The organism is Proteus vulgaris, assembly GCF_016239305.1.
Taxonomy (GTDB): Bacteria; Pseudomonadota; Gammaproteobacteria; order Enterobacterales; family Enterobacteriaceae; genus Proteus; species Proteus vulgaris_C.
The window spans coordinates 35,511-54,068 of the sequence record NZ_JAEHOQ010000026.1 but is presented as its reverse complement, the minus strand read 5'-3'; the positions used below and the strand labels follow the sequence as shown (position 1 = coordinate 54,068).

At 37.3% G+C, this 18,558-nt stretch carries 12 protein-coding genes; 5 read left to right on the top strand and 7 right to left on the bottom strand.

Going from position 1 to position 18,558, the window contains the following annotated elements; translation table 11 throughout:
* The first annotated feature begins 459 nt into the window (after positions 1 to 459).
* Positions 460 to 2,214 carry a cellulose biosynthesis protein BcsG gene (gene bcsG / locus JEP40_RS16440; RefSeq protein ID WP_198624429.1) on the top strand — a complete coding sequence of 585 codons (1,755 nt, stop codon included), beginning with the start codon at positions 460 to 462 and terminating at the stop codon, positions 2,212 to 2,214.
* Positions 2,215 to 2,394: 180 nt separating this feature from the next.
* Here bcsG and metK read toward each other — a convergent pair whose 3' ends face one another.
* Entirely contained in the window at positions 2,395 to 3,549 is a 1,155-nt protein-coding gene (gene metK, locus JEP40_RS16435) for a methionine adenosyltransferase (protein ID WP_198624428.1), read from the bottom strand.
* Between the two features lie 690 nt (positions 3,550 to 4,239).
* On the opposite strand from metK, the gene speA reads away from it, so the two are divergent.
* The 3 genes from speA to JEP40_RS16420 all read left to right on the top strand — a co-directional run bounded on the left by speA (position 4,240) and on the right by JEP40_RS16420 (position 8,285).
* Positions 4,240 to 6,147: a biosynthetic arginine decarboxylase gene (speA, locus tag JEP40_RS16430; protein WP_109407481.1), complete on the top strand. Its 1,908-nt coding sequence runs from the start codon at positions 4,240 to 4,242 to the stop codon at positions 6,145 to 6,147.
* A gap of 103 nt (positions 6,148 to 6,250) precedes the next feature.
* Entirely contained in the window at positions 6,251 to 7,171 is a 921-nt protein-coding gene (gene speB, locus JEP40_RS16425; protein ID WP_198624427.1) for an agmatinase, read from the top strand.
* 334 nt (positions 7,172 to 7,505) lie between these two features.
* Positions 7,506 to 8,285, top strand: coding sequence for an acetoin reductase (locus JEP40_RS16420; protein ID WP_109401529.1), 780 nt, complete (start codon positions 7,506 to 7,508; stop codon positions 8,283 to 8,285).
* 88 nt (positions 8,286 to 8,373) lie between these two features.
* On the opposite strand, the gene mutH is transcribed toward JEP40_RS16420, so the two are convergent.
* The 6 genes from mutH to leuA form a co-directional block, all read right to left on the bottom strand.
* A complete protein-coding gene (gene mutH, locus JEP40_RS16415; RefSeq protein ID WP_198624426.1) occupies positions 8,374 to 9,051 on the bottom strand; it encodes a DNA mismatch repair endonuclease MutH in 678 nt (225 codons plus the stop codon).
* Positions 9,052 to 9,674: 623 nt separating this feature from the next.
* Positions 9,675 to 11,354, bottom strand: coding sequence for an HTH-type transcriptional regulator SgrR (sgrR, locus tag JEP40_RS16410; RefSeq protein ID WP_198624425.1), 1,680 nt, complete (start codon positions 11,352 to 11,354; stop codon positions 9,675 to 9,677).
* Positions 11,355 to 11,646: 292 nt separating this feature from the next.
* Positions 11,647 to 12,252: a 3-isopropylmalate dehydratase small subunit gene (leuD, locus tag JEP40_RS16405; protein WP_198624424.1), complete on the bottom strand. Its 606-nt coding sequence runs from the start codon at positions 12,250 to 12,252 to the stop codon at positions 11,647 to 11,649.
* Between the two features lie 8 nt (positions 12,253 to 12,260).
* Positions 12,261 to 13,670, bottom strand: a complete 1,410-nt coding sequence (leuC, locus tag JEP40_RS16400; protein ID WP_198624423.1) for a 3-isopropylmalate dehydratase large subunit — start codon at positions 13,668 to 13,670, stop codon at positions 12,261 to 12,263.
* 1 nt (position 13,671) lies between these two features.
* Complete coding sequence (gene leuB / locus JEP40_RS16395) at positions 13,672 to 14,763, bottom strand: 3-isopropylmalate dehydrogenase (RefSeq protein ID WP_198624422.1); 1,092 nt, start codon at positions 14,761 to 14,763, stop codon at positions 13,672 to 13,674.
* 2 nt (positions 14,764 to 14,765) lie between these two features.
* Positions 14,766 to 16,325: a 2-isopropylmalate synthase gene (gene leuA / locus JEP40_RS16390; protein ID WP_198624421.1), complete on the bottom strand. Its 1,560-nt coding sequence runs from the start codon at positions 16,323 to 16,325 to the stop codon at positions 14,766 to 14,768.
* An 868-nt stretch (positions 16,326 to 17,193) separates the two neighbouring features.
* Here leuA and leuO point away from each other — a divergent pair.
* Positions 17,194 to 18,138: a transcriptional regulator LeuO gene (gene leuO, locus JEP40_RS16385; RefSeq protein ID WP_198624420.1), complete on the top strand. Its 945-nt coding sequence runs from the start codon at positions 17,194 to 17,196 to the stop codon at positions 18,136 to 18,138.
* Positions 18,139 to 18,558: the final 420 nt, after the last annotated feature.

Sequence of the window (18,558 nt, the reverse complement as noted above, 5' to 3'; positions counted from 1 at the left end):
TTTGATTATTTATGTTTTTATATTAAGTAACTTATTTATTTATTGGTTTTAATGTTCTTTAATTGTTATCAATTGTTATTTGTGTGTTGTTTGTTTTGTTTTTGTTTCGAAATATAGAAATAAGATAACTCTGTGTTTCATTAATTAATGAAAATAATGCACCGTTTTTTAAAATAGTGACTATTATATAAATAGAAGCTTGAGTGTTTTCTTTTAAATGCCAGCTAAAATAAGTTGGTTTTTATTATTCTCTTTATTTTATATAAGAGACCAGTATTCGTCTGGTTAATTTATTTTTTGTTTTTTTTATTTAGGGGTTTTTACTAAGGGGTTAAATAAATATTCTCTTATATCTTTATTTAGTAGTTAATTTAATATCAGAAGTAATAAAAAGACAGATATGAATCATCATATAACTGTCGAGTTGGATTTATTTATACTAATAAGTAGGAAATCAAAATGAACAAGTCTAATTCAACCCAATTCGATTTTTTACATTACTGGCATGGGTTGGGAGCATGGAATTTCTATTTTTTACTGAAGTTTGTTTTACTTTGGTATGGTTATTTAAATTTTGATGCTTTTAGCAATCTACTTTTCTTAGCATTTTTATTATTTCCATTACCTAAAAATATTTGGCATAAAATGCGTAACTGGATTGCTATCCCTATCGGAGCCATTTTATTTTATCATGATACGTGGTTGCCCAGTTTTTCAACGGTATTAGCGCAAGGTGGGCAACTTAAACAGTTTTCGTTTGATTATCTTGTCGAATTATCCATTAATTTTATCAACATTAAAATGATTGGTGTTGCCTTTATTTTGCTGGTGGCCTACCTGTTTATTGAGCAGTGGGTAAGGGTTTCTGTCTTTATCATTGCGGGTGTACTTTGGTTAAATATTGGTGGGTTCACCCATTTTTCTCAAGGTATGGTACCTACTGTTTCAGCAAATAGCTTTACGCAAGAAAACAGTGTCAATAATGAGAGAAGTAGTGACGATGTCGGTGAAGTTGAAGTGTTACCGACATCCGTTGGATCTCAAGCTGCCACGCCTGTGGTGCCTGAGGTTATTACTAAATCGGTAGAACAAACAGCAATGGGAACGCTTTATCCACCCCAAAAACATAAGTTTAATAATAAAGTATTAGATGATTGGTTAACTCAATTTTATGGCTATGAGAAAAAACGCATCACGCCATTTCCAGCGCAGTTGTCTGCAGATGCCCAACCTTTTGATATCTTAATTATTAATATTTGTTCACTTTCAACAGCGGATGTCGCTGCTGTTGGCCTACAGGAGCATCCTATTTGGGGCAATTTTGATGTGCTATTTAGTCACTTTAATACTGTTTCCTCCTATAGTGGCCCCGCATCATTAAGATTATTACGTGCTAGCTGTGGTCAAAGTCACCACTCTGATTTATATGATCCGGCTGATACACAATGCTTGTTAATGGATAATTTATCTTCGTTAGGATTTGCAAAGAAATTGGTACTCGATCATAACGGGAAGTTTGGTAATTATCTTCAAGAAGTTCAGCAACTTGGTAATCTTAATATCACTTTGCAAGATCAAGAAAATCTTTCTCATCAAATAACAGCTTTTGATGGCACTAAAATTTATAACGACAAAGAGACGTTGATGCGTTGGTTGCAAGGACGTGAACAATCAAATGAGAGCCGTAGTGTGACGTTTGTGAATTTAGTGTCATTACATGATGGTAATCGTTTTGTAGGAGAGAATAACACCGCTGATTATGGTAAACGGGCAAGCACTTTATTAGACAATTTAGATAACTTTATGAATGAGTTAGATAAAAAAGGAAGAAAAGTGATGGTAGTCATTGTGCCGGAACATGGCGCTGCTTTACAAGGTGATAAAACACAGATGTCAGGCTTAAGAGACATTCCTAGCCAAAGTATTACCACGGTACCTGTCGGTATTCGTTTTACAGGGATCAAAGATAGAACACAATTTTATCCACCTGTAATTGTTGAAGAGCCGAGTAGCTATTTGGCCTTGTCTGAATTTATCTCTCGTAATGTGAGTGGAGATGTTTTTAATCAATCTTCTATTGATTGGAACGCATTAGCCAGTGAGTTACCTCAAACAGCTAATGTTGCAGAAAACCAAGCTACCATTGTGGTTGATTATCAAGGTCAGTCTTATATCAAGTTAAATGGAGGTGAGTGGATTAATTACCCTAACTAACTTGTTATAGAAAATCATTTCATCATAAGTCTATGTTCTCGTTTTCTCCTTTTGAGATCCCCGTGTTGATTGCGGGGTTTTTTTATGAATTTAGAAATAAAATAAAGAGTAATAAAAAACCACATCTCAGAAGATGTGGTTTTATCAAACAATCAATAGCGTGATGTTATTGACTGAGGATTATTTTAAACCTGCTGCTTCACGTAAGATTTCAGCTTTATCTGTTGCTTCCCAAGGGAATTCAGGGCGCCCAAAATGACCATAAGCCGCTGTTTTTTGGTAGATTGGGTGCAGTAAATCTAACATTTGAATTAATCCATAAGGACGTAAGTCAAAGAATTCACGCACTAACAGAATAAGTTGTGCGGTTGGGACTTTTTCAGTACCAAATGTTTCCACCATAATTGATGTTGGCTCTGCCACACCAATTGCGTAAGAAACTTGAATTTCACAACGATCTGCTAAACCAGCAGCAACGATATTTTTAGCAACATAACGTGCTGCATAAGCTGCTGAACGGTCTACTTTTGATGGATCTTTACCAGAAAAAGCACCACCACCGTGACGCGCCATACCACCGTAGGTATCAACAATGATTTTGCGACCCGTTAAACCACAGTCGCCCATTGGGCCACCGATAACAAAACGACCCGTTGGGTTGATGAAGTATTTAGTTTGTTCATTTAACCATTCTGCTGGCAGAACAGGTTTAATGATCTCTTCCATCACCGCTTCATGCAGGTCTTTTTGTGAAATATCTTCAGAATGCTGAGTTGACAATACAACCGCATCAATACCGACAACTTTATTGTTGTCATATTGGAAGGTAACTTGGCTTTTCGCATCAGGGCGTAACCAAGGTAAAGTGCTACTTTTACGTACTTGTGCTTGACGCTGAACTAAGCGGTGAGCATAAGTAATTGGTGCAGGCATTAATACGTCAGTTTCATTTGTTGCATAACCAAACATTAAACCTTGATCACCGGCGCCTTGTTCTAAAGGATCAGCTCGGTCAACACCTTGGTTGATGTCTGGTGATTGTTTACCAATCGCACTGATAACTGCGCAGGAATTAGCATCAAAGCCCATATCGGAACTGGTATAACCGATTTCACGAACGGTATTACGTGTAATTTCTTCGATATCGACCCAAGCTTTGGTGGTAATTTCTCCGCCTACCATAACCATACCTGTCTTAACGTAAGTTTCGCAGGCAACGCGTGCTTTTGGATCTTGTTCTAAAATTGCATCCAGAACAGCATCAGAAATCTGATCTGCAATTTTATCTGGATGACCTTCTGAGACTGATTCAGAAGTAAATAGGTGTGTAGTCATTATATCTCGTTACCTTAATACAAACGGTTTAAGGATGGATGTTTTAACATCTAGACGTCCATTTTAGGACTCTTCTCTCTTTAATTCCAGCTTTTTTTAATCAAATATAGGGATAAAATAGAATCAAACAGTTAATCTTGTTTTTTATTGCGTGCTATTTTCTGATGATGAAAGATCGAAAATAAGAAAAAAAAGGTTTTTGTGCATTTTGCTTTTGCATTTTATGTTAACTACAGGTATAAACTCGCGGTTACTGTGAAATCTGAGCACAGTGTAAACCGCAGAATTTCTAATTCTGTTTCTCTGTTAGGGAAATGGCTTATAGGTTTAAGCCATGTGTGGAGTGAATGGGTAATGATCCATTGTCTACAGGTTAGTCTTTTCAAAAACCAAAACAGCACTCGTCAATACTATACACGTAGTATATCTAGAGTGATTTCCTCTCTGAGCTCTTTCTCTTTAGAGCGAAGTTGTCGGTTACTTGCCAATAGGTGATTGTGTTAACTCGTTATAAGTTAACTCAAGAACTTTCTACTATTATGTCCCGCGAATAGCTGGATAATCATATAAAAATATATAGTGAGTCATTACTTCCAACTGTTATTTATCAGTCGTTTCAGATTTTCAATAAATTATTGACTACTATAGTGACAGGCAAGGTATAAACTCATACTCCCTAAGGAGAATGTCATGAATGATAACATCGCTCGTAAGATGCAGCAGACCTATAATATTGCATATTGGGGTGGCGGTTACTATTTAGCGAACAATCGGGGAAATATTAGCGTTTGCCCTAATCCTGATGTTCCTGATGCTACTTTTGATTTAACTGAATTGGTTAAACGAGTTCAAGAAGAGCAATCACATCTGCGCTTACCTGCACTTTTTTGTTTTCCTCAAATTCTACAGCATCGCTTACGTTCGATTAATGCGGCGTTTCATCGTGCGCGTGAATCTTATGGTTATAAAGGTGACTACTTTTTAGTTTATCCAATCAAAGTTAACCAACAACGTCGTGTTATTGAGTCATTAGTCAATGCAGGAGAGCCTTTAGGCTTAGAAGCCGGTTCTAAAGCTGAATTAATGGCTGTGCTTGCTCATGCCAATATGACAAGCTCTGTGATTGTGTGTAATGGTTATAAAGATCGTGAGTATATTCGCTTAGCACTCACAGGCGAAAAGCTTGGACATAAAGTTTTCTTAGTGATTGAGAAAATGTCTGAGATAAAAATGGTACTTGAAGAAGCTGAACGTTTAGAAGTTATTCCACGTTTAGGCGTTCGTGCTCGTCTTGCTTCTCAAGGTTCAGGCAAATGGCAGGCAAGTGGTGGTGAAAAATCAAAATTTGGTTTAGCCGCAACACAAGTTCTGCAATTAATTGATATGTTGCGCCAAGCTGATCGCTTAGAGAGTCTGCAATTACTGCATTTCCATTTAGGTTCACAGATGGCGAATATCCGTGATATCGCGACCGGTGTTCGTGAGTCTGCTCGTTTCTATGTTGAGTTGCACAAATTAGGCGTGAATATTCAATATTTTGATGTGGGTGGCGGTTTAGGTGTGGACTATGAAGGTACACGTTCTCAGTCTGATTGCTCGGTTAACTATGGTCTTAATGAATATGCAAATAATGTCATTTGGGCAATTGGTGATGCGTGTGATGAAAACGACTTACCACATCCAACTGTTATTACTGAATCAGGTCGTGCGTTAACTGCGCATCACACCGTATTGATTTCTAATGTCATTGGTGTTGAGCGTAATGAATTTACCGCGATTACGCCACCTGAAGAAGATGCAGCAAGACCAATTGCTAGCCTTTGGGAAACATGGGAAGAGATGCAAACCAAAGGGCATAGCCGTTCATTACGTGAATGGTTGCATGATAGCCAATTAGACTTGCATGATGTGCATACTCAATATGTTCATGGCATGTTAAGTCTGACAGAGCGCGCATGGGCAGAAGAGTTATATTTAAATATCTGTCGTCGTATCCAATATGATTTAGATCCAAGTAATCGTGCTCATCGTCCGATTATCGATGAGTTACAAGAACGCATGTCAGATAAGTTCTATGTTAACTTCTCATTATTCCAATCTTTGCCTGATGCATGGGGTATTGATCAATTATTTCCTGTATTACCGATTGAAGGGTTAGATAAACCACTAGATCGTCGTGCGGTACTACTCGATATTACATGTGACTCAGATGGTATTATTGACCATTATGTTGATGGTGATGGCGTTGAAACAACGATGCCTATGCCAGCTTATGATCCTGAATATCCACCTATGATTGGTTTCTTTATGGTTGGGGCTTATCAGGAAATTTTAGGCAATATGCATAATTTATTTGGTGATACTGCAGCTGTTGACGTTTATCTTGATGAAAAAGGTAATCTTACTTACGTCCAAAGCGAAGAGGGCGATACCGTTGCCGATATGCTTCAGTACGTTAAGTTAAATCCAACGGTGCTGTTAGATCGTTTCCGAACTCAAGTAAAAAATGCACAGTTAGATGAAGCGTTGCAAGAACAATTCCTGACTGAATTTGAAAGTGGTTTATACGGTTATACGTATCTGGAAGAAGAAGAGTAATTCTTAATTTTCCAATGCAGGAGTGATGTTATTAAACATCACTCTTTATCTATCATATTGATTGGTATGTTACTTATTTTTAATAAGTGACAGAGGTAATAGCATGAAAAATAGTACGTTAGGTAATGAGACTGATAATTCATTGATCTCTAATGCATTTGGTTTTTTACGTTTTCCACTGAATTTTCAACCTTATAGCAGTGATGCTGATTGGGTCATTACGGGTGTACCTTTCGATATGGCAACATCGGGTCGTGCGGGAACTCGTCATGGACCGGGCGCTATCCGCCAAATCTCAACTAATTTAGCGTGGGAAGGGAATCGCTGGCCTTGGGATTTTGATATGCGTGAGCGCTTAAACGTTGTTGATTGTGGTGATTTAGTCTTTAACTTCGGTGACGCACAGGATATGAGCGATAAACTACAAGCTCATACAGAGAAGTTATTATCTGCAGGCAAAAAATGTTTAACCTTTGGTGGTGACCATTTTGTCACATTACCTTTATTACGAGCTCATGCTAAACATTTTGGTAAAATGGCATTAGTTCATTTTGATGCGCATACTGATACTTATGGTAATGGCAGTAAGTTTGATCACGGTACCATGTTTTTCCATGCACCAAATGAAGGATTAATCGATCCTAATCACTCTGTTCAAATTGGTATTCGTACTGAGCATGATAGTGATAACGGCTTTACTGTATTAGATGCAGCACAAGTTAATGATCGTGGCGTGGCTGATCTTGTTGATCAGATCAAAGGAATTGTTGGTGATTTACCTGTTTACCTGACTTTTGATATTGATTGTCTTGATCCTGCATTTGCACCAGGAACAGGAACACCGGTTGTCGGTGGTTTAACGACCGATAAAGCACTGAAGATCTTACGTGCATTACAACCGTTAAATATTGTCGGTATGGATTTAGTTGAAGTTTCTCCAGCTTACGATCAATCTGATATTACAGCGCTTGCTGGGGCTACAATTGCACTTGATATGTTATATTTGCAAGCAACAAAAAAATAATTTCAGTTAATCTTAGAAAATAGAAACAAGGCGATATCTTTTTAGGTATCGCTTTTTTATTTTTATGCTATGTATGAATGAGTTAAGCATTTTTTGCTAATAAACTAATACACTTCTCAAATGTCTATTCTGCTCTTTTTAGTGCTTATTTTATCTTTTATTGAGAACTTATTCTAAATGATAATTATTTACAGAGTGTTTAATCGCTATTATTGAGTTTACTAGCGAATGATCGTTATTTTGTCACCTGCCTGTTTAATTGCTACTGTTAATCTATTAACAAAGTTCTTTTTTAGAAGAGCTTTTTCATCTGTAAATATTCAGGAGAAAGACAATGGCTTTGAATGGTAAAGTAATTTTAGTTACAGGCGCTGCTCAGGGAATTGGCCGTGGCATTGCATTGCGTTTAGCAAAAGAAGGTGCTGATATTGCTCTGGTTGACTTGAAGGCAGATAAATTAGCTGACGTCGCAAAAGAAATTGAAGCACTAGGACGTAAAACAACAATTTTTGCTGCTGATATTAGTCATCGTGATGAAGTTTTTGCTGCTGTTGAACATGCTGAAAAGGCTTTAGGTGGCTTTGATGTAATGATCAATAACGCGGGTATTGCCCAAGTTAAACCTTTGGCTGACGTGACACCTGAAGATATGGATAGGATCTTCAAAATTAACGTAAATGGTACTATGTGGGGTATCCAAGCAGCATCAGAGAAATTTAAAGCATTAGGTCATAAAGGTAAAATTATTAATGCATCTTCTATTGCAGGACACGATGGTTTTGCAATGCTAGGTGTTTATTCCGCAACTAAATTTGCTGTACGTGCGCTGACACAAGCCGCAGCAAAAGAGTATGCCAGTGCCGGTATTACTGTAAATGCTTACTGCCCAGGTATTGTAGGCACAGATATGTGGGTTGAAATTGATGAACGTTTTGCTGAGATAACCGGAGCACCAAAAGGCGAAACCTATAAGAAATATGTTGAAGGTATTGCATTGGGGCGTGCTCAAACTCCTGATGATGTTGCTGCTCTCGTTGCTTTCTTATCGAGTGATGATTCTGACTATATTACAGGCCAGGCAATTTTAACTGATGGCGGTATTGTTTATCGTTAATTACTAAAATAGAGAGTCATTTATCAATACCCTGTGTGATTTAAAATAATGATACAGGGTATTTTATTACGTGTAATTTATCACAAAATTAGAGCTGAAAATAACGAGCCAGCAGTGGGGCTGTGAAATTCTTTTTCAAATAAAAGCCTCTGGGCAATGTCATGATACGTTGCCCATTTTCACCGATAGCTTCAGTTAATGCTTTATTGTTTGCGGCTTTGGGGCGAATTTGTAACACTTGTCCGTGACGCGCAGTAATACTTTCTACTTTGCCCAGCACAATCATGTCCATCAATTCTTCCCAATCATGGCGTAACAGTTCTTCTTCTGTATGATTTGGGCTCCAAAGTAGTGGAGAGGCAACACGGCGCTGTGCTAATGGAATATCCCTTTCACCTTCAACAGGAACCCATAAGACCTTAGAGAGCTTACGTTTAACATGGCTGTTTTCCCATGTAATTCCACTATTTCCTGTTAATGCAGCAACACAGACAAAGGTGGTTTCTAAAGGCATACCTAGCCTATCAATCGGGATTGTTTTAAGTTCAATACCCAACTCACTGAAATCTTGTTCGGGTTTACTGCCTGCACTTGCACCTAAATAATATTCTAACAACATTCCTACCCAGCCTTTATCTCTTTTTAGGTTGGCAGGAATAGGCAGTTGTGCAAAAGTAGCAAGTTCACCAAATGTATAACCTGCTAGGGCTTTTGCTCGTTCAAATAAAACCTGTTCATTTTCAGGTGCTACAGGTGGCGTAAACATAGTTATTATCTTCTTGTTTAAAAAATAGACAGAAAAAAAAGGTTGTTGATAACGTATTTCACTTTATTTTATTTAAATCATAATAGCATGATATATCATCATTTTTTTGAGTTAATCCTTCAATTGAAATTTATAATTTAAAGTTGTGCACGGTTATCCTGAAATCATAAACAGGCTTTTACACTAGGTTATCCACAGCTTTATGGGATAACTCACAGAAAGTGAGATCACTGTGCTGATTTACAGCCTTGACTTTTGCAGATATTCCTCAAAATTATCCTATTTTGTCTAACTAATCGGCATAACCTGTGGATAAAACACTCTGTGGTTATTTTTTGTACGATTTAAGGCGGTGAGTCTTTTAATTGTTTTATCCAATCGCTGAAATAGGCGTTTAAAACTAGCTATTAATATGAATTATAAGTGATATTTTGAAATATATATCAACAGCCTTTTTTATAATATAAAAACTATACCCTGATTATCTCACTCTTTTTCACATAGATATCCACAGAAAAAGTGAATAAATCCCCTAAGCATTTATGTGGGTGTTTATAACTTTCAAGTTTTCTGTGAATTAACTTAAATCGTCACAACCATGATGATGAAAAGTTAGTTATCTCTTAGTCTGGTTGCTGTGGCTCAATTTCTGGTGTGAACCATGCTGATTTAAAATCAAACCAACCAAAAGTATTCATTTTGACACCACGTATGGTTCTTTGCCCTTGTAACTCAAGTAAATGGTGAAATAAAGGATAAAGCCAAATATCGTGTGTTAACTGACGACACCACTCTTCTAGTGGTAGCATTTTTTGATGCCATAAAGAGAGATCGTGTGTAAACGATCGCCCTAAACAGAGTTGAAAAAGAGGTAATTCATAAAGAGTGGCAAAAATAGAAAACGCTAAGGGTTTATAGAAATTTACTGTTGCTAACCAGATATCACTTTCCGCTTTACCATAATACCATTGTTCGTAATCGAGGACTTGAATAGTGAGCTCAATATCATACAGAGATAAAATTTTTCTGATGAGTTCAGCGATAGTGCTGTATTCATGATGCTCTTTATACAATGTAACAGTCAGTTTGGTTAATGATGCTGGTTTGGGATGTTGACGTATTAATTTACTGTGATGCCAATGAAGTAATAAACCATAAGCAGGAGACCAATGACGTTGATAGAAAGGATCGCAATGTGTCAGCATATTAACTGGCGTTAATACACTACTTAACCATTCCCTTATTTCTATTTGTTGGCATTGAGCTGAGCGACTATCGTAAAGTAAAAAATAACACCCTTCCTCTTTACGGCTTTCCAGTGAATCTTTGTTGGTATCATCATCTGTTAAATGAATGGTTGAACAGACCATTTTTTTATTCAGTTCAGGTACAACCCATATATCAATTTCATCTAATAATGCACGTAACCCAAAATAGCGATTAAAGGCTTTGATTTGTAGTTTATGTTGATCATTAGCCATGATTTGATAAGCACCTGTTCCTATTGGGTGCTGTGCAAAGGTTGGGAGTGATGCCCATTCCTGTGGCAAGATAACCGCTTGAGGACTCCCTAATAATGTTGCAAATTGTTTATCTGCTTCGTTTAAGAAAATATCAAGCACATAAGGTTGAGGTGAGGAAATATGCTCTATATGTGCATAAAGTGGATTGCAGTGTTTCATACGCATTAAAGAAGTGCTGATATCTTCGAGAGTGAGCTCGCGACCATGATGGAAATAGATAGAAGGACGTAAATAAAATCGCCAATGTTGCTCTGTGATCATTTGCCAATGGTGAGCTAATTCTGCTTCGATTTCCCCATTTTCCTCTTTTAAATGCACCAGAGAATTAAATATTTGGCTCATTAAATGTAATTCAGATCGTCTTAAAGGCGTTCCTGGCAATAAATTTCTAAAAGGGCGATAGTAAATAATCCGAAGTAACTGTTGACCAGGATGAAAACTTTTTTCAATTTGAGAAAGCACCATTTGGCGTACGGAGTCTTTATCCCCCATTAGCGCGACAAGCTTTTCAATATCGTTTTCTTCTATTAATCGCTCAGCGCGATTTTGTTGAATTTCTTGCGCATTAGAATAAAAACTTAGTGTGGATTTTTTGCCTCTACCCACTTCTGCTTGCCAATTTATCCAGCCTATTTCTTGCATTTTATTTAATAAAGAACGGACATGACGGCGTGTACAATGAAGCGTTTGTGCTAATTCTTGTAAGGTAGTTTCAGAAGTCTTTCCCTGAAAGGCTTGCCATAGGCGAATAAATTGTAACTCTAAGCGGGGTGTGGTCATAAAAGAGGAAATCCCTTAATAAAGTGATCAATTTTAATTTCCTTATATTAGACCGATAATGTTTGTGTTTAAAGTTGGCTCTCATGTTAGTTATCACAAATTATGAATACTGACAGACTCCCCCATTTGAGCATTCGGTGATTGCCGGCCAGTGATAATTGATCACTGGCTTTTTTTATTGGTTATTTATGGAATGCCTGTATTGAAGTAAAAAAAAGCCGTAAATGAATTTACGGCAAGAATGACAAAGTAAACATCACAGAAAGTAGAAGAAGGTAAGAAATTGTCTTTATTAGCGCATAAAAGCAGGTTGTTTTGCCTCATAAACGCTAATGTCATCTTGGTGTTGCAGTGTTAATCCAATACTGTCTAATCCTTCAATCATGCAATGACGGCAAAATGAATCGATTTCAAAAGAGAAACATAATTCACCGGCTCTGACTTCTTGTGCCACTAAATCGACAGTAATAGGGGTACCTGTGTGTTGTTTCACCCAATCAAATAATTGTGAGACTTCATCGTCACTTAATTTGATCGGCAATAATTGGTTATTAAATGAATTGCCGTAAAAAATATCAGCAAAACTAGGGGCGATAACGGCGTGAAAACCATAATCTGTTAATGCCCATGGTGCATGTTCACGAGATGAACCACACCCAAAGTTTTCTCGTGCTAATAAAATAGAAGCACCTTGGTAAATAGGCTGATTCAAAATAAAAGCTGGATTAGGCTGAGTGCCTTCATCATCTAAGAATCGCCAATCATGAAATAGGTGCTTACCAAAGCCAGTACGAGTGACTTTTTGTAAAAATTGCTTAGGAATAATGGCATCGGTATCAACGTTTGCTGCATCTAAAGGAACCGCAATACCCGTATGTTGAGTAAATTTATTCATCATGTTCTCCTTTAAGATGCCACGGCAAATGTACGAATATCTGCAAAATGACCATTGATTGCAGCTGCCGCCGCCATTGCAGGACTGACTAAGTGTGTTCGACCTCCACGACCTTGACGACCTTCAAAATTACGGTTGCTGGTGGATGCACAACGTTCACCTGGATTTAATCGGTCGTTATTCATAGCTAAACACATTGAACAACCCGGTAAGCGCCATTCAAAACCTGCTTCAATAAAGATTTTATCTAAACCTTCAGCTTCAGCTTGCGCTTTAACTGGCCCTGATCCCGGAACTACAATGGCTTGCACATGGGACGCAACTTTATGCCCTTTTGCGATTTCAGCAGCAGCTCGTAAATCTTCAATACGTGAATTTGTACAAGAGCCAATAAAGACTTTATCAATAGCGACATCTGTTAAGTTGACGCCTTCACTCAACCCCATATAAGCCAAGGCTTTTTCAGCACAAGCGCGTTCAACGGGATCATTAAAGCTATTTAATAACGGTACTATTTGGTCAATAGCGATAACTTGCCCTGGGTTGGTGCCCCAAGTAACTTGTGGCGCAATGTCGGCAGCATTAATCGTGACGGTGGCATCAAAAGTTGCATCATTATCAGACTTTAAGGTTCTCCAATAAGCAACAGCCTCATCCCATGATTGGCCTTTAGGGGCAAATTGACGACCTTTTAAATAAGCAAAAGTGGTGTCATCTGGCGCGACTAAGCCCGCTTTAGCACCCATTTCAATCGCCATATTACATAAAGTCATTCTACCTTCCATGCTTAAGGCTTCAATGGCTTCACCCGCAAATTCAACGATATAGCCAGTGCCACCTGCACTACCTAATTTACCGATAATGGCTAATACGATATCTTTTGCGGTGATCCCAATGGCGGTCTTGCCTTGAACTTCAATTTTTAATGTTTTAGCTCGTGATTGTTTTAATGTCTGAGTTGCTAAAACGTGTTCAACCTCAGATGTACCGATCCCAAAAGCTAATGAGCCAAAAGCACCATGAGTTGCTGTATGTGAATCACCGCAAACGATCGTCATTCCCGGTAAGGTCAAGCCTTGTTCTGGACCCATCACGTGGACTATCCCTTGATAAGGATGGTTTAAGTCATACAGAGTGACACCAAATTCTTGGCAGTTTTTCATCAACTCTTGCATTTGGATCCTCGCCATATCACCACAAGCGTTAATATCTTTGGTTTGTGTTGATACGTTGTGATCCATCGTTGCAAAGGTTTTATTGGGTTGACGAACAGGACGACCCTTTGTTCTTAATCCATCAAAGGCTTGAGGTGATGTCACTTCGTGCACTAAATGGCGATCGATATATAAAATTGGTGTTTCATCACTCACTTCTCTGACAACATGTGCATCATAGATTTTTTGATATAATGTTTTACCCATGTTATGCCCCTTCACGAATATATTGAGTGATGCGATCACCCATTTCTGTCGTTGTGATTGCGTTACCATCCCCCGCTAAATCTGCGGTACGATAGCCTTCTGCTAATACTTTGGTGATAGCCTCTTCAATGGCTTTGGCCGCTTGGTCTTCATTAAAGCTGTAACGCAGTAACAACGCAGCAGACAAAATTTGTGCAATAGGGTTAGCGATATTTTTACCTGCAATATCTGGTGCTGAACCACCGGCTGGCTCATATAAGCCAAAGCGTTCTTCATTAACACTTGCGGATGGCAACATCCCCATTGAACCTGTGATCATGGCGCATTCATCAGATAAAATGTCACCAAAAATATTGGAGCACAGCAAGACATCAAACTGAGATGGATCTTTAATTAACTGCATTGTTGCGTTATCGATATACATATGCTGAATTTCGACATCTGGGTATTCTTTGGCAATGCCAGTTACGACTTCACGCCATAAAATAGAGCTTTGTAAAACGTTCGCTTTATCAATAGACGTTACTTTATGGCGACGTTTACGCGCTGATTCAAATGCAAAACGGGCAATACGCTCGATTTCGTAACGATGATAAACTTCAGTATCAAAAGCACGTTCTTGTGCGCCTTCACCTTCACGGCCTTTCGGTTGGCCAAAATAGATACCGCCAGTTAATTCACGAACACATAAAATATCGAAACCACGCTGTGCAATGTCAGCACGTAATGGGCAATAGGCTTCTAAACCTTCATATAAGCGAGCAGGACGTAAATTGCAGAACAATTTAAAATGTTTGCGTAAAGGTAACAATGCACCACGTTCAGGTTGTTCATTAGCAGGCAAGTGCTCCCACTTAGGACCGCCGACAGAGCCAAATAAAATAGCATCAGCTTGTTCGCAACCCACTAAGGTGTTCGCTGGTAATGGTGTGCCATGATTATCGATGGCAACACCACCGATATCATATTCTTTTGTGGTGATATTGAGTGAGAAACGCTCACTTATGGCATCCATCACTTTGTGTGCTTGAGCCATAACTTCAGGACCAATACCATCTCCGGGTAATACTGCAATATGATAATTTTTTGACATAATTAAACCGCTTCTTGTGTTGTATGTTGTTTGCGTTTTTCTATTTCGACTTGCTCTGAGCGCCAAATACTATTGATTACGTGGATCATGGCATTGGCGGATGAACCGACTATGTCCGTTTCTAACCCCATTCCGTGAAATTTACGACCTTGATATTCAACGACAATATCAACTTGCCCTAAAGCATCTCTACCTTCGCCTTTGGCTGTTAATTGGTAAGTCACTAACTTTAATGGATAACCTGTTGCACGGGATATTGCTTGGTATACTGCATCTACGGGGCCATTACCTGTTGCTGCTTCAGTAATTTCTTTATCGCCATGTGTTATGCTGACACTGGCAGTGGCAACGGTTGATGAACCAGATTGAGTATTGAAATAGTTCATAACAAATTCATCTGGCTCTTGTTGTTGCTGACCAATAAATGCTAATGCCTCTAAGTCATAATCAAAGACTTGGCCTTTTTTATCTGCTAAACGTAAGAAGGCTGAATATAAATTATCTAAGTTGTAATCTTTTTCGCGATATCCCATTTCTTCCATACGATGCTTGACAGCAGCTCGACCTGAACGAGACGTTAAGTTTAATTGCACTTCTTTTAATCCGATCGATTCGGGTGTCATGATTTCGTAGGTTTCACGGTTTTTCAGTACGCCATCTTGGTGAATACCTGATGAATGGGCGAATGCATTGGAGCCAACCACCGATTTATTAGCATGAATAGGTGTATTACATAATTGGCTCACTAACTGGCTAGTACGATAAATTTCTTTGTGATTAATACGTGTTTGAACATTCATCATTTGTTCACGGACTTTTATTGCCATAATGACTTCTTCTAATGCGCAGTTGCCCGCACGTTCGCCTAAACCATTAATTGTCCCCTCAACTTGTCTTGCACCTGCTTGTACCGCAGTAATCGAATTAGCAACAGCCATTCCTAAATCATCATGACAATGGACAGAGATAATCGCTTTATCAATATTGGGTACACGCTCAAACAAGTTGGTGATAATGCCACCGAATTGGTAAGGTGTTGTATAACCTACGGTATCTGGAATATTAATTGTGGTTGCACCGGCATTAATGGCGCTTTCAACGATCCGACATAAATTATCAATATGAGTACGGCCCGCATCTTCGCAAGAAAACTCCACATCATCGGTATAGCGGCGAGCACGTTTTATTGAATTCACCCCCATTTCAATAATGTCTTCAAACGATTTTTTTAATTTATGTTCAGCATGTAATGCCGACGTTGCCAAAAATACGTGAATACGAAAAGCATCTGCGACTTTTAGAGATTCTGCTGCAACATCAATATCGTTATCAACACAGCGTGCTAATGCACAAATACGGCTATTTTTGATTTCGCGTGCAATAGTTTGTACTGATTCAAAATCACCCGGAGAAGAAACAGGAAAGCCAGCTTCAATGATATCCACACCTAAACGTTCTAAGGCATAAGCAATCTGCAGCTTTTCTTTTACGCTTAAGCTTGCTTGCAATGCCTGTTCGCCATCTCTCAATGTGGTATCAAAAATAATCACGTTGTTGCTCATAATCTGTTCCTTTCTCTTTTTATTTGCTGTTTGCGCTCTCCCAGGTATAAAAAAACCCGCGACTAGCGCGGGTTTTCTCTTTAAGGGTAGATGTGTTTCATTTTTTACCCATAAGCCGACCGCGCATAAAAGTTGCGAGTAGTAGTAGGCTTGATAGTAAAATTGCGTTTAACATGAAACACCCTTGGATAAGTTCTCAATAATCTTTATTTATTGATACCTAATACCAATAAAGATGTCAAGTGTTGGAATTTATAAAATCATTTAGCTGTGTTATTTATAAATTTTTCACAGTGATTCTGACTAATATCTAAATTTTTACTAATGATTATGACTATCAGCAAATCATTGATTGGGTTAATGTTCCGTACATTGTTTAAAAAAGAGTGAAATAAAAAATTAAACAATTGTTTGCTTTTTTTTAATCAGCTAAGTGAGATGAAAAAAGAGTATCAATGAGATAGTAAGGATTGATAAATGTAAGCAAGGTTTTGAATGTAAGCATAAAAATCATTGTATTATTAGAATTGATGACTCTTGAATTCTTAATTTAGGAATGAAAATACATCATTTTATTATGATTTTTATCATACTTTGTTTTATTATTTGCAAGGCAGAAGGTAAAACAGGTTGTAATATATATTGATATAATCATTTTCTATACATGTAATTTTAATATCAACTTTTCATCTTTATATGAAGAACGTTTTTTTATTGATATGAAATTTATATGTTTAGTTATATGCATGGACGATGAATAATAAATTTTAATAAATAGTTAAAGTAATGGTTAAGACATATCTATTATTAATAATACTTTTGTTAATAATGGTTAATTAACTATTATAATAACATAGTGGAGTAAGAAATGACGGATTACACATCAGCAACAGTTACCAGCAAAGAATCAGCAGATATGCATTTACGTAATGTTGATCTTAATTTATTAACGGTATTTGATGCTGTTATGCAAATGCAAAATGTCACTCGAGCCGCACAGGTTCTTGGCATGTCACAACCCGCAGTTAGTAATGCAGTATCTCGACTTAAAGTAATGTTTAATGATGAATTATTTGTTCGTTATGGTCGCGGTATTCAGCCTACATTAAGAGCAAAACAGCTTTTTGGCCCTGTTAGACAAGCATTACAATTAGTACATAATGAACTTCCTGGGGCTGGGTTTGAACCAGAACTAAGTGAACGTATATTTAATTTATCTATTTGTAGCCCGCTAGATATTAAATTAGCGCCAAAAATAGTTGAACAAATTAAAAATAAAACACCTAACATTAATGTTAATATTAAATCTTACTTAAATAGTAATATAGAGCACCAGTTAAAATATCAAGAAATCGAATTCTTTATTAATTATAAACAATTTGATAGAGCAGAATTTCATTCACAGCCATTGTTTAATGATGAGCTTGTTTTAGTTGTTTCTAATAAACATCCTCGTATTAAAGAAAGTGTGACACAAGAGATGTTATTAAATGAACAACATTCAATTGTTTCTTTAGATGATGTTGGTTCATTTAGTGCTCCTTATTATAAAGATACTCATTTAGAAGATCTTATCACTTATCAGGGAACTGATTTAAACAGCGTATTAAATATTGTCTCTAGAACTTATTTAGTTGCTATTGCACCGAAATGGTTAGTGGAATGCAACGCTGAGCAATTAGATATCAAAGCCATTTCGTTACCTTGGGAAAAGATACTGCGTCCATGTTATTTAATTTGGCATGAATCAACCGCGCGTGACAAAGGTCACTTATGGATGAAAAATTTACTTAGTGAAGTTTGTCAGAACTAGAGTGTTTTCGCTCATAATTAGTTTTTATTTCTAATTATGCAGAAATAGTGGCAGATAACATTAGTTATTAGACTAATGACCAAAATGGGTTTTATGTAGTTAGATAAAATAAATTGGATTGCTGTCACTATTTTTGCCCTTTATTTATCATAATGACTCTTGTTCGCATTTTTACTCGACCAACAGTTATTTTCTACAACAATACTCTTTTCTATATATTGTCACTGATTACGTTATAACAGTTACTTGTTGTTATTCATCTACTTTTCTTCTTTATCTTCCATAAAAAAATAGAATTGTAATATCGAGCTCCTTCACTGAGGTGAGATAGCGCCTTTTGACAAAACTTTTCATAACTCACAATTTTACAAATTTATGTAAAATTGAATTCCTTTATTTTGGCGGATCACTTAGACTTTT